At 68.6% G+C, this 12,564-nt stretch carries 13 protein-coding genes; all 13 read right to left on the bottom strand.

Going from position 1 to position 12,564, the window contains the following annotated elements; all coding sequences use genetic code 11:
- Positions 1 to 606 precede the first annotated feature (606 nt).
- Positions 607 to 873 (bottom strand): hypothetical protein, encoded by a 267-nt coding sequence (locus tag OG302_RS22230; RefSeq protein ID WP_371528364.1) that lies wholly within the window; start codon positions 871 to 873, stop codon positions 607 to 609.
- Between the two features lie 9 nt (positions 874 to 882).
- Positions 883 to 1,089: a hypothetical protein gene (locus OG302_RS22235; RefSeq protein WP_371528365.1), complete on the bottom strand. Its 207-nt coding sequence runs from the start codon at positions 1,087 to 1,089 to the stop codon at positions 883 to 885.
- Positions 1,086 to 1,322: a hypothetical protein gene (locus OG302_RS22240; RefSeq protein ID WP_371528366.1), complete on the bottom strand. Its 237-nt coding sequence runs from the start codon at positions 1,320 to 1,322 to the stop codon at positions 1,086 to 1,088. The genes OG302_RS22235 and OG302_RS22240 overlap by 4 nt, the downstream gene beginning before the upstream one ends.
- A 7-nt stretch (positions 1,323 to 1,329) precedes the next feature.
- Positions 1,330 to 2,094 (bottom strand): N-acetylmuramoyl-L-alanine amidase, encoded by a 765-nt coding sequence (locus OG302_RS22245; protein WP_371528367.1) that lies wholly within the window; start codon positions 2,092 to 2,094, stop codon positions 1,330 to 1,332.
- Between the two features lie 85 nt (positions 2,095 to 2,179).
- Positions 2,180 to 2,653 (bottom strand): hypothetical protein, encoded by a 474-nt coding sequence (locus tag OG302_RS22250; protein WP_371528368.1) that lies wholly within the window; start codon positions 2,651 to 2,653, stop codon positions 2,180 to 2,182.
- Positions 2,654 to 2,662: 9 nt separating this feature from the next.
- Entirely contained in the window at positions 2,663 to 3,181 is a 519-nt protein-coding gene (locus OG302_RS22255; RefSeq protein ID WP_371528369.1) for a hypothetical protein, read from the bottom strand.
- Positions 3,178 to 3,612 (bottom strand): hypothetical protein, encoded by a 435-nt coding sequence (locus tag OG302_RS22260; RefSeq protein WP_371528370.1) that lies wholly within the window; start codon positions 3,610 to 3,612, stop codon positions 3,178 to 3,180. Before OG302_RS22260 ends, OG302_RS22255 begins: the two co-directional genes overlap by 4 nt.
- A gap of 8 nt (positions 3,613 to 3,620) precedes the next feature.
- Entirely contained in the window at positions 3,621 to 6,350 is a 2,730-nt protein-coding gene (locus tag OG302_RS22265; protein ID WP_371528371.1) for a carbohydrate binding domain-containing protein, read from the bottom strand.
- The gene (locus OG302_RS22270) at positions 6,351 to 10,157 is read right to left on the bottom strand and encodes a hypothetical protein (protein ID WP_371528372.1); all 3,807 of its coding nucleotides are present in this window, start codon (positions 10,155 to 10,157) and stop codon (positions 6,351 to 6,353) included. It abuts the gene before it with no gap.
- Between the two features lie 76 nt (positions 10,158 to 10,233).
- Complete coding sequence (locus tag OG302_RS22275) at positions 10,234 to 10,803, bottom strand: hypothetical protein (protein WP_371528373.1); 570 nt, start codon at positions 10,801 to 10,803, stop codon at positions 10,234 to 10,236.
- A gap of 8 nt (positions 10,804 to 10,811) precedes the next feature.
- The gene (locus OG302_RS22280; protein WP_371528374.1) at positions 10,812 to 11,324 is read right to left on the bottom strand and encodes a hypothetical protein; all 513 of its coding nucleotides are present in this window, start codon (positions 11,322 to 11,324) and stop codon (positions 10,812 to 10,814) included.
- 8 nt (positions 11,325 to 11,332) lie between these two features.
- The gene (locus tag OG302_RS22285; protein ID WP_371528375.1) at positions 11,333 to 12,319 is read right to left on the bottom strand and encodes a phage tail tube protein; all 987 of its coding nucleotides are present in this window, start codon (positions 12,317 to 12,319) and stop codon (positions 11,333 to 11,335) included.
- A 1-nt stretch (position 12,320) separates the two neighbouring features.
- Positions 12,321 to 12,548 (bottom strand): hypothetical protein, encoded by a 228-nt coding sequence (locus OG302_RS22290; RefSeq protein ID WP_371528376.1) that lies wholly within the window; start codon positions 12,546 to 12,548, stop codon positions 12,321 to 12,323.
- Positions 12,549 to 12,564 lie beyond the last annotated feature (16 nt).

Raw genomic sequence — 12,564 nt, forward strand, 5'->3', positions numbered from 1 at the left:
GTTCGGGCTCGGGGTCCGGCGCACTGTCGCGCCTACAGATCAGGGCGTCCGGGTCGTCGGCTGGCGCCTGCAGCGAGTACCCGTCCGGGCACGTCTGTCCGTCGCGGCCGTCGGCGCCGTCCTTCCCTGAGGGTCCTTCGGGGCCGGCCGGTCCGGGTTCGCCCTGGGGGCCTGGCGGCCCGGCTACTCCGTCGGCGCCCGAGGATCCGGGCGGGCCCGTCTCCCCCGTTCCATCGGTGCCGTCGCTCCCGCTCTGCCCGTCCTCGCCTGCCGGACCGGACGGCCCCTCCGTACCCGTCTCGCCAGGCTCGCCTGTGAGCCCGCGCGGTCCGGGGATCGGGACGGGTACGCGGGCGCGGTCGTCGAGATCCTCGATGGCCTTGCTTGGGTCGGGTGCCTTGGGTGTCTCGCCCGCAGCTTGGACCTGTGCACGCAGGACCCGCACGTCCCCAGCGAGGGTGGAGACTGCACTGCCTCGCCGGTCGGTCTCATCTGCCAACTGCCCGTACCAGGACCAGCCGATGACCACTGCGCCCGATAGGGCCACCAGCCAGCAGAAGACGGCGAGCCAGCGCCAATGCCCGGCGAGGGCGCGCTCTGCACGGGTCACGGATCGCCTCCCATCTCTACGACTCTGACGCGGAGGCGGGCAATCTCCACCTGATCGGTGACGCGCTGCTCCAGCAGCTGCTCGATCTTCTGGTCGCGGGCAGTGAGCTGCTCGCGCAGACCGTTGCGCTCCTCCTGGATCTGGTCAAGCTCCGTGTTCCAGCGGGTGGTCGCGTTCTCGCCCCGCTTGCCGAGGTACGCCACCACGCCGCCGACAACCGCGCCCACGCCTACGAGCAGGCTGCCGATGGTGGTGGCGTCCAAGGCAGCTCCCTACAGGTCGTGCCGAACGGCAGGCAGCACGACAGGGGGCTGTCGATTGGGGACTGCCCACGTAAACCCGAGCGCGGCGAGGACGGCCAGGCCAGCGGCCCAGCCTTCGGCCGCGGTGACGGTGTCGTCAGCAAGCGCGGTGGACAGGGCGCCGGCGCCCGCAACCACCGCGGCGACGACGGCCTTCCAGTACTTGGCGAGCTTCATCGGTCGGACTCCTTCGGGAGATCGAGAGCGGCGCGGACGAAACAGTCCTTGGCCTCCAGCAACTTGCGCAGCCCGGCGGTCAGCTCGGGCCCGTCGGGCAGCTTCTCGACCAGCTTGTACGCGAGATTGCAGAGGTCGAAGCTGACGGCCTGAAGATGGGGAGGCAGGTGCTGGTACTCGAAGAACCGCATCAGGTGCTGGGTGCCAGGATGACGCTGGCTGTAGTCAGTCATCGATGCCTCACTTCTTGGGTAGCTTGAGCCGCTGGTCGACGCGGATGACATAGGGGGCAGGGATGCCGTTGAGCTTGGCGATCTCGGACCAGCGCTTGGCGTCGCCGAGCTTGGCCTTGGCGATCGTTGAGAGGGTGTCGCCCTTGCGCACCTCGTACGTGCTGGTGCCGGTGCCCGGCTTGGACTTGAGGCGCTTGGTGATGCGGGCCTGCATCGCCGTCCAGTCGACGCCGCGCGGGTCGACCTTGCCGGGCTGCCAGTCGAGGTGGCGGATCACAGAGGCGGCCGTCCACCCGTGCTTGCGGCACAGCGCGGTGGCCACCAGCTCGATGGCGAGCAGCTGCTTCTCGGGCCACGGGTCCTTGCCGTCGCCGAGGTTCTCGCACTCGAAGCCGTAGAAGTGCCGGTTGCCGTCGGTGTTCGCCTCGTTGTCCGGCGGCAGCTTCCGCTCGGCGATGACCGCCTGCAGCACGTCGTCGTCGCCGAGGCCCGCGTGGTTGGCGCGGCCGTAGCCGACGAGGTGGACGCGGCCGTCCTTGGTGATGACGCCGTGGCACAGCGGGCCGGGCAGGGAGGGGTGCCCGTCGCGGCAGATGGCCACGGTTCTCGCGCTGCCGCTCGTCACGGTGTGGTGGATCATCACGCCGTGGACGGGACCCCACTTGCCCATGTGGTTGCGGTTGTGGTCCCGCCAGTCGCCGACCTCGACGACGGTCACACCCTCGTCGCGGAGGACGGCGAGGAACGTGGCGGGGGCCAGCGGTGGGGCCATGGTGAACTCCAGACATGAGGAAAGCCCCGGCCAGATGGCGCGGGGCGAGCGGGAAAGTGTGGCCCAGTGGGCCACAGTTCTCGGGTCAGGCGGGGTGGATGGCGAGCTTGAACTCCGCCAGGGTGAGGCGCGTCGTGCGGGGTGCGTCCTGGGCGACGAGCAGCGCGATCGGGGTTCCCACCCGCACGAACATTTCGTGGCTCTTGTGGAAGAACTGCTGACCAGGAGAGGGCGGCCTGTGCTCGGTCGCCGTCGAGTCCGCGCCGGTGGACAGGTCGAGCGGGTCACGGACGTAGCGGTCGCGCAGCTCGTCGTAGTCGCCGGCCTCCCAGTAGATGAGGGAGGTGAGGCAGCCCCAGCCGTCCATGCTCGGCCAGATCAGCCCGGACCGGTCGGAGCGCTGCCAGTCGCGGGTCTCGTAGTTGAGGGGGTCGACCTGGTTGTGCATGCCGTGCACGTCGATGGACTCATCCGCGTAGGGGAAGCGCACGACCTGGTAGCTGCCCGGGGTGATGGCCTGCGGGGTCTCCGTCTTCAGTGAGCAGATCTGAACGGTCACCGGTGCCTCCTAGGCTGCTGCTTCGTAGCGGCCGGATCCGTAGAGGATGTCGCCGGCGGCGTACACGAACGGCAGTTGGGAATCCCAGATGCCGGTGTTGTCGCCGCGGTCGGAAACGATGGTCTTGACGACGCCGCCCGAACCCGTGTTGTAGACGCCGCGCCCGGAGTAGTGCAGGGACGCGGAGTTGTCGAAGGCGTCGAAGCTGGCGATGCGCTGGCTGAATCCGGTGGCGGGCACGGAGGGGAGGACGAACATCCAGTTCTCGGATCCGCCACCACCACCCGCCGCGGTGGTCGAGCCCCAGCTCAGTTGCAGCACCCAGTCGACCGTGCGGCCGATCTTCAGGTACCGACCCGTGAGGGTGCCGTTTCCGATGGTCGGGGCGGCGCCGCCCTCGGCGAGCCAACCGGGAGTCCATGAAGTCCAGGCGCCGAAGAACGAGTTGAACTGGTCGCGGATCTCGGCGTTGAGCAGGGCGGCGGAGACGACTTCGCCCACCACCCACGTCCGGGGTGTCGTGGTCATCCGGTGGCCTCCGGTGCCGGCGTCGGGTCAGGGCTCGCGGCGGGCGGGGCGGAGCCCGGGTCTTCGGGGTGGGTCCAATTCCGCTGGTCCGGTAGCAGCTCGGCGAGGCTCTCCTCGATGGCGGCCGGGTCCTCGGGGAAGACGACGACGATCCAGCCGAGCCCGCATTCGGTGCAGGCGGTGCGCGGGTCGGTGGGGCTGACGACCTGAGCTGAGCCACACAGGCAGTCGGCGACCCACCGGTTGTGGTTGATCCGCGCGTACACCTGCTGCCCGATCACGAACCCCTCGGGCGGGGGCACGCGGCGCTGCACGCGTACCTCGTACCAGCGGAACACCAGCTCAGCCGCGGGCACGCCCGCCCACGCGTCGGCCGGGAGGTGGGGCGGGGGAAGGTAGAACGTTTCCGCCCGCTGTACGGGAATGGGCACGGGCTCTCCTAGTAAGCGAGGCGGGTGGTGGAACCGAGCACCGAATAGACGGGGTCGTCGAGGACCCAGACGGTGTCGGTCTGCGCGCGCGAGGTGTGGAAGTCGAGCAGGTGCCTGCCGCGGGTGATCGTCTCGGTGTAGCCCTCGGCGGTGAGTGAGGCGGTCGGTGCCGGCGCCTGCTCGGGCAGCCCGGTCAGGGTCAGCGCGGTGGACACGTCGGCGGCGAGCAGCGCCCTGTAGGTGGCCAGCGGCAGCGTGTACCCGTCGACGGGCACCTGCCGGATCTCGGTGGGCGGATCCGCGTAGCGGGAGATCAGCCAGTTCGCCGCGTCCAGGACTTTCAGGTCTGAGGACTTGAGCAGGTCCAGCGGCTTCTCGTAGGGGCCGTAGGTGTCGCGCGCCGCCTGGTCGACGACGCGCTGCGTAGCCCCGCCCGGCCGGGACGCGGTGATGGTGTTGACCATCTTCTGGTCGTCGTCCGCCACCTCGAGGTCGGTGGTCTCCAGGTCCGCGAACGCCAGGCTGACGGCGCTGACTTGGTTGTAGCGGACGTCGCGGGCCTGGTAGATCAGCCCGGCCGTACCGCGGTCGGCGAGCAGCTTGCCGGACTCCGTGGTCTCGATCTCTTTCAGGTGCGAGAGCGGCGAGTTGCCGAGCGCGGACTGCGCGGCCATCCCGTCGAAGATGCTGCCCTGGGTCGTGACGGGCACCGGCACGTAGGACGCGATGCGGGCCAGCCGCACGGCCGCGCTCTCCCCGATGTGCTGGGTACTGCCGGTCGTGTAGTGCGGGATGATCTCGGCCGAGGTGATGGCCCGCAGGTACACAGCGAGGTGCGAGATCGTCCCGGACCACAGGCGGGTGCCCGCGTAGCCGCCGACGTACAGCAGGCGCAGGTCTACCGCGGTGGATGTGACAGCGCTGTAGAGGACGCCGTCGACGTAGAGCTGCTGATTCAGCTCGTGGTAGTGGATGTGGTGCAGCTGGCCGTCGGCGAGGTTCGGGGTGGCGATGACGATGGCGGGCGACGCGATGCCGTCCGCCATGTGCTCGATCTTGGCCTTGCCGGTGCCCGACTCCAGCGAGATGATCAGCCGCACATCGTGGGACAGCGAGGTCAGCGCCATAAGCACCCGGCCGTCCTGGCTGGTGGAGAACCAGCATTCGGTGCGGGCGCGGAAGAGCACGTTGGCGTCCTGGAATCCCTGTCCCAGGTTGGCCGTCAGGTACTTGCCCGCCGAGATGCCGGACGGCGTGAAGGTGGGCGTGGGCATGTCGCCCGCACCGGCGGGGCCTTGGCCGTCGCCGAAGGTGAGGGTGCCGCCGCTGCCCGCCTGCACGATCGACAGAGTGCCCACCTCGGGGGAGCCGGACAGGTCCCCCGCGGTCGTCGACTCGGCGGCCTCGCCGAGCGGGTAGTAGACGGCGGGCCGGTCGAGGAGCACCTCCTCGACGAGCATCGGCTGCAAGGACTCCTGGCGGGCGAGGGTCTTGAAGGTGTCGGTGCACACGATGGAGGCCGTCGAGTAGAGGCCCTTCCACTTGGTCGGCCAGTCGTTGACCATCCCGAAGAACCGCGCGTGCAGCTGCGCGCCCTCGAGCGGACTGTACGTCGTCGGCGTGGATCCCTCCTCGACCTGCGCGGCGTCCATCCAGGACATGTGCCCAGCGGACGGGATGGTGCTGTGGCGGATGCGGACCTGGTGGCTGGTCGCGGTCGCCGTCCACGTGATGGAGATGCGCTCCCACTGATCGACCAGAGTCGAGGGCGGGCCGAGGTTTCCGCCGGCCACCGTGAGGCGGACCGCGGTGTGCCCGGCGGGCACCCACACCCAAGCGGAGAAGGTGTACTGCTGGCCCACGATCATGCCCACCATGGAGTCGCAGGTCACCGACTGGTTATCGACCCCGGCCCACGTGACGAGCATCGAGCCGGTACCGCGCTGCGCCCGCACCGTCGACCGTGCCACCGACGGACTGCCCGAGGACGCCCAGTTGGCGACGCTGGTCTCGAAGTCGCCGTTGGCGAGGTGGTTCAGGGGCAGGGCGGCGGCGCCCTCCCACACCTGCACGGCATCGACCCAGCACTGGGTGCCGACGGTGGGCGTGCCCACCTGCTGGAGTGCCAGCCGGTGCTGCGTGGCCGTCGCGGTGAACGTCAGGCTGATGCGCTGCCAGGTATCGGTGAGGGTGGATGCCGCCCCGACCGCTACGCCCTCGACGCGGCACTCCATGGCCGGGGCGCCCGCCGCGACCCACACGTAGGCGCTGACGGTGTACCGCATGCCGATGTCGAGACCGTAGAGCTGCGTGTACAGGGACTGCCCGGTCGGGGCGCCCCACGTCATACGCACCGACTGCGTGCCCCGCTTGGCACGGGTAGCGTCCACCGTCCACGACGGCGAGGCCGTCTTGGACCAGTCGGTGAGCCCCGCCTCGAAATCAGGGTTGGTGACCAGGTTCCGGTCGCAGCTCACGACGCGGACGCGGAGCGGGACGTTCTTCCTGATGTTGGGGTAGTAGGCGCCCGACGCCAGCCCGGACGTGAACCGCCCGTCCGAGTTGTCGAGGGTCAAGCTGCAGGTCCCGGCCGAGATGTCCTGCAGCTCGTCGGACGCCCCGCGGGTGATGCTGATCGCGGCGCCGACGTTGTCGGCGTACTCGGTGATCTCCGTCCACGTCGGGGACGGCGTGCTCATCGTCGACCCGAACGCCGCCTCGACCACCGCTCGTGCCATCTACGCCACCCCCAGATTCACGTTGACGCCCTGTGTCCGCTTGAGCTTGACCAGGACCCGCTGCAGTTCCTTGCCGACGGCCACCGGGTCCATCGCTCCGTGCACATCGATCTGGATCTGGACGACCTGCCCGCCGACCCCGTTGGCCAGGGCGGGCCTGCCGAACACCGGGTAGATGCCGCCGATCTTCCCGCCCACCGCACGCAGTGCCGTGTTCAGTAGCGGCATGCGGTCGGTGAGCCCGTGCGCGAGGCCCTCGGTGGAGTGGCGGCCTACCTGCGCCATCACGGTGGATGGCGACCGGATGCCGAGCGCCTTACGGATGGCCTTGTCCATACCCTTGGCGATCTTCAGCATCTGCTTTTCGATCGCCGATTGCTGCGAAGCCAGGCCTTTCAGGAAGCCGCGGCCCGCGTTCTTCCCCGAGTCGTACAGGGCATCGGCGCCAGACCGGCCGAGGCTCTCGGCCTGGTCATTGATCTTGAACTGGGTCGAGTTGATTTCCTTCAGCAGCTTCGACGACGACCCCGCCAGCGCCGACGCGTAGGCGTACCCCTCCTCCGGACCCATTTCCAAGATCTCGCGCAACATCGTTTTGTTGAGGCCGCGCTTGGCCAACGTCTTGATGTACGAGCTGAACGTCTTCATGCGCGCGAGACGCTGCTGCAGCTTGGAGTTGATGCCCGACGCCGAGACCTGCTCGTCGCCCTCGAACATCCCGCCCAGCGAGGCTGACTTCTTCGCGCCGACTCGCGTCGACTCCGCAAAATCTTTGGCCCGCTTGATCGTTGCAGTGAGGGCGTCGCGCTTGCTGGCCAGCGACAACAGGGTCTTGGTATGCCGGTTGACGTAGGAGACCAAGCGGTTGTCCTTCGACCCGGAGAAGGCCGACCAGATGTCCTTGGCCAGATCCTTGGACGTCGCCTTGATCTTGTCGCGGGACCCGGTCATACCTGAGATCAGGCCCTTGCCCACGTCGTTCGCCAGAGCCTTCGTGCGCTTCGACGGGCTGGCGATCTGCAGCTCGTCTTTCATCCCGGTGATGACGACGGCCGCCATCGCCCGCGCCGCCTTGGCGACCAGGCCGTGCGAGGCGTCGATACCACCGGCCAGGCCTTGGGCCACTGCGGCGCCGGCGCCACCCGTCCCGAGCGTGCCCATGCCGATCTTGCCGTCGTTGATCGCGCGCAGCAGCGGCAGATTCCGGGCCGTCTGCCGCGCGTTGACCACGAACTCCTTGGCCGACAGCCACGGAGCGAACACCGAGTCGGAGGTCCCGGTGCCAGGCCCCTCGACCAGGCCGCCGCCGGCGTAGCCCTTGCCGCGGTGCGCGAAATCGCCGCCGGTGTACAAGCCGCCGGTCTTGCCGGTGATGTCGTGCTGGCTGCGACCGCTGAGGTACTTCTTTTGGTACGTGTGGATCGTGGCGATCGTCGTCTTGCGGAACACGGTGATGGTGACGGTCCGATTGCGCAGGGAGGCGATAGCCCGGGATACCGAGCCGATCGCACCCAGGGCCTGGCCGTTCTTCGTGTAGACCTGCGTGCGTCCGTCCTTCAGCGTCCGCGTCTTGAGGCCTACCGCTTCCAGGGCCCGGATCGCGGCGCCGTTCAGCGTCGCCACCTTGACCGACTTGGCGCCGGGGGTCTTCTTGATCGCGGCCTGCACGGACTCAAGGCCGGCGACCGCCTGCTTGCGCTCCAGCTTGACCAGCGTCTTGATCTCGCCGGGGGCGCCGAGCAGGGTGTTGACGTACTCCTTGGCCTTCTGCTTGTTGCCGTCGAATGCCTGCGTGGCCAGCCGCATCATCGAGCCACGCAGCTTGTCGGACTTGCGCGTCATCGACCCGAGCGAGTCACCAGCGGCCAATCCCGAGGTGACCATCTCGTCGTGCGCCTTGGCCACCTGCGACATGGCGGTGCCGTTCTTGCGGCCCGCGTCCGTGCTGATGTCGAGCGTCGCGCCGTTCTCCTTGAACGACTTCGTCAGGTTGTCGATCGCACCCTCGAACGCGATCTGCCCGTCGTAGGCCGAGCGGTTGACATCGTTCAGGGCGACGATGGACTGCCGCAATCCCTCGGCCGCCATCTTCTGGCCGTCGAGCTTGGCCTGCACGTCCTGCGCCTTGGAGCCGAAGATGCCCATCGCGTCGGCCGTAATCTTCTGCTCGAGCGCGAGATCGGCCAGCTTCTTGTCGTAGCCGTCCAGGGACTCCCGGAACTTCTTGGCGTTCTCGGGACTCAGGCCCTTCATCATGTGGTCGAGCGCGGCCTTGGCGAGCTTGGCGTTGCCGTTGCTGACCAGCTTGGACAGTGCGTCATCGGCGGCGTCCGTCTTCTTGGCGAACTCCTCGGAGGCGTCGCCGCCGTCGAGGAACCCGCCCGTGATGTCGGCGCCCCAGTTGTTGATCGACTCGACCGTGCTGGGGTTGGTGACCTTGCCGATCAAATCGTTGAGCTTCCCGAAGTCCTTGCCGAACTGCGCGGCCACATAGCCGGAAGCCTTGCCGGTGCGCCCCAGGTTTCCCAGCGACGTGGACAGCCTGTCGACGTCCGGCGGGGCGGACTTGCCGATGTTGCTCAGCTTGGTGACGGCCAGGACCAGCAGGCCCACGCCGAGTGCGGCGACGTTCAGCTTCGCCGCACGCGACAGCCCGGCGAACGCGCCTGTGAGGCGCCCCACCACGCCTGTCGTTCCGGCCGCGCCCGTGCGCATCGCTGCCAGCTGGGTACCGAACGCGGCAGCCGCCGCGCTCGCCGCGCCCATGCCCGCGGCGGCCAGCTTCACCAGTCGCATCGCCACGGCCAGCTGCAGGAAGAGTGCGATGGCGCTGGGCGGTACGGCGGCCACGATGTTCGCCAGGACATCGATGGCCTGCAGCATGCCGACGCCGACCTCGGACCCGGCGCGCAGCACGTTCATCAGTGCGGTGCCCACGTTCTGCAGGATGTTGCCGACCGTCGGGCCCTGGACTCGTGCCCAGTCCATGAACTCCCGCACGGTGCCGCCGGCCTGAGCCCCACCGCCGTTGTTGAGGCGGCCGAGCACGGAGACGACCTTGTCGTTCATGCGGGAGAGGGTGTTCGTGGTGAAGTCGGTGAAGCGCCGGTTCAGCCCGTCGAAGCCTGGCGAGGCCATCGCCCCGCCGATGATCGTCAGGAAGCGGTCGGTCTGGCCGCTCGCGCCCTTGACCAGCCCGGTCGTCTTGGGCAGCAGGGCGTTGACCAGGGCGACGCCCTTGGAGAAGGGAGCCATCGTGTCCCCGGCCAACGAGTCGGACCACGCCTGGTAGTCGTCCTTCAGCACGCCGACCGCGGCCGCCGCCTTACGCGTCTCGGGCGGCAGCTTCGCCATCGACTGCGCGTACTCACGCTGCGCGGTGATGGCCGCCTCACTGTGGGCGCCGCTCTTCTCGACGGCGTCCTGGTAGCGCTTCTCTGCCTCCGCGGCTTCGGAGAGCTTGGCGATCTGCGGGCCCATCGCCGCACCCATCGCGCCGAGCGCCACGGCCACCGCGCCCGCGCCCGCGGCGATCGGCAGCAGCGAGGCCGCAGCGGGGATGGCCGCCGGCGCCAGACTGAGCGCGGACTTCTTCACCGCGTCCAGGGCCTTGCTGCCCGCGTCCGCGTCCCGCGTCATGCCCGCCAGGCGGGTGGTGGTGCTGTTGCCCAGGCGGCGCATGGCCGCATCGCCCTGGACGGACATCGCCAGCAGGCGACGGCCCAGCCGGTCGCTCGCGTCTCCCGCCCCGTTCAGGACGCGGGAGAGGTGATCGCGCCCGGTCAGGATGAAGTTCATCGACGTCACGACTCGCCGCCTTCCGTCTGCTGTGCCTGCTGGTAGGCGTCGATCCAGGCGATCAAGTTGTAGAAGTCGTCGACGATCAGGTCATCGACGGCTGCGGGAGGGGTGTTGCAGAGATGGGCGAGGAGTCCGAGGTAGGTGTCTCGGGCGTACTGGACGTCGGGTTCGATTTCGCGTTGGGCTCCACCGGGGGCGTCTGCTCCGGTGCCGCGTCCGGCTGCTCGGCGGGCGCCTCTTTTGGGCCGGCCATCGCAGCGGCGATCTGCGCGCGGGCGAACTCGGGATCGATGGCCGCCCCCGCGATCTCGTCCAGCGCGCCCCGGACCGCATCCCAGTCCGCGTCGGGGTCCTCGGCCATCACCTCGGCCGCGCCCTGGATGTAGTCGCGGACCTCGGTGTTGTCCATGCGGGTGACCAGCTCGGTGATGCCGGGGTCGAACTCGGCCCAGCGCAGCGAGGGGTTGGCCCGCTTCTTGATGACCCAGGCGATACCGCGCATCGCGTCGAGATCCTCGACCGCAAGACCCTGCTTGATCTCGCCCCACTTCATGTCGATGGTGCGCTGCACGATGCTGACCTCGGACACCTTGAGGGTCTGGGCGTCGTACTGCTCGGCCTCGCCGCCCGCGGGCGTGTAGACGATGATCAAGGCTGCTCCTATTCGAGTTGGCGGCGCACGTCGTCCAGGACGCGGGCGACCTCGCGCTGCATGCGCGGTGTGTGCTTGCGGACGGTGGAGTTCCACCAGGGCGGGGAGGCCGTCTGCGTGGCCCACCGCCTGCGGTTGCCGAACACCGGGTGGCGGATCCGCCCCGAGTTGATCGTGTCGGGCATGTTCTTCAGGTCCGGTGGCAGCTGGCTCTTGTCGACCCACACGCGGGCGCCCGCATCCCCGCTGGTGTTGCGGACGCTGATCCGGATGGCACCGGCGATCGTGGCGCGCAGCGGGCGCGTGGTCGGCGAGGGGCCACCGCGCTTGCCCGCCTTGCGGCCCTCGGAGCGGATGGGCAGGGCGCGGATCGTCTGCTGCAGGTCATCGCGCAACGGTTCGGCTGCGCGGCGCACACGGCGCTGCATGTTCGCCCGCAGGTTCTCGTTGCCCGCCGCGCGGAGTTTCCGCTGGAGTTCGATGAGTTGGCCGGTGCCCAGAATGCGCACATCGCTGACCACCGGTCACCTCACAGCGTGATGTCGGTCGACATGTACTCGATCTTGAACGGGTTCGTGCCGTCGAACAATCCGACGTAGTTGAAACTCGGCTTGACCACGCCGAAGCCGTCGACGACCGGGGGGCCCTCGTCGAGGTGGATCGCAGGCAGGACGACCCGGAACGTCTGGTAGTGGGTGGCGGCGATCAGCGGGCCGACGAATTCCCAGACGAGGCTGGTCGCGCCGTCGGAGGTGTGCAGGTCATCCAGCATCGTCGCGACGTAGTCCGACTCCAGGGTGCCGCTCACCTTCACCTGGTCGTTGCTGATCGGCTCCTTCTTCAACCCCGACTGCCCGGCGTAGAAACGCTCGGTCTCCTGCGGCCGTTCGATCTTGCAGGACACCTTGCGGATCCCGTCCAGCGCCGTCTCTGTGCCGTAGGCGCCGGTCTTCACCGCCATCTGCCCGAAGTGGAACGGCGACATCGCCGAGTAGGACGCCGCCGCGAGCGCCGAGCTCTCCTCGACGTCCTTGCCGTCGATCTCGAAACTGCCGGTGAGCATGCCGCCCACCTCGCACGAAAACTCACCGCTGGTGACCTTGCAGCCCAGAAAGTTCTTCCGGGTCACCGTGCCCGTCGTGAGCGGAACACCCTTCTGGATCGTCAGGCTCTTGCCCGCCGTATCCGCCAGAGTGTGCGTCTGCAGGTACGCTGCCGTCGCCGCCTGCTGCACCGGGGTCACCGACGTGCCCATCAGCGCCTGCAGCAGCACGCCCATGGACTTGTTGGTGACCTCGAATTCGATGCTCCCCGAGGCCTCCCGCCGGGTCAGCACGCGCCGCGAGGACAATGCGATCAGGCGGCCGGCCGCGATGCCCGCGGACTGCGCCGTGGTCTTCTTGAGGACCAGCGATTCCTTGGTGAACTCGATGAACTTCGTCGGCGCCACGTAGGTGCCATACGTCACCTCGGGCGCAATGCCCATCTGTGCGCCGAGACCGGAACCGATCGCCATGTCAGACCTCGTCCTTCTGCGGCTTGACCGCGCTCTTCCGCATCGGCAGCAGCGGCGCCGACGTCGGCTCTTCCTTGGGCTCTTCGACGGACTCCCACGTCTGCGGCTGGCAGACGTAGCCCTCGAAGCGGTCGTCGGGGATTTCGACGACCTCGTCCGGCTCGACGACCCGGTCGCCAAGTTCGGGCACGGTCACCGTCTCGGGACCGATGAAGCGCACACGCGCCATGGCAGTACTCCTTGAT

Origin of the sequence: Streptomyces sp. NBC_01283 (genome assembly GCF_041435335.1) — a bacterium.
Classification (GTDB): domain Bacteria; phylum Actinomycetota; class Actinomycetes; order Streptomycetales; family Streptomycetaceae; genus Streptomyces.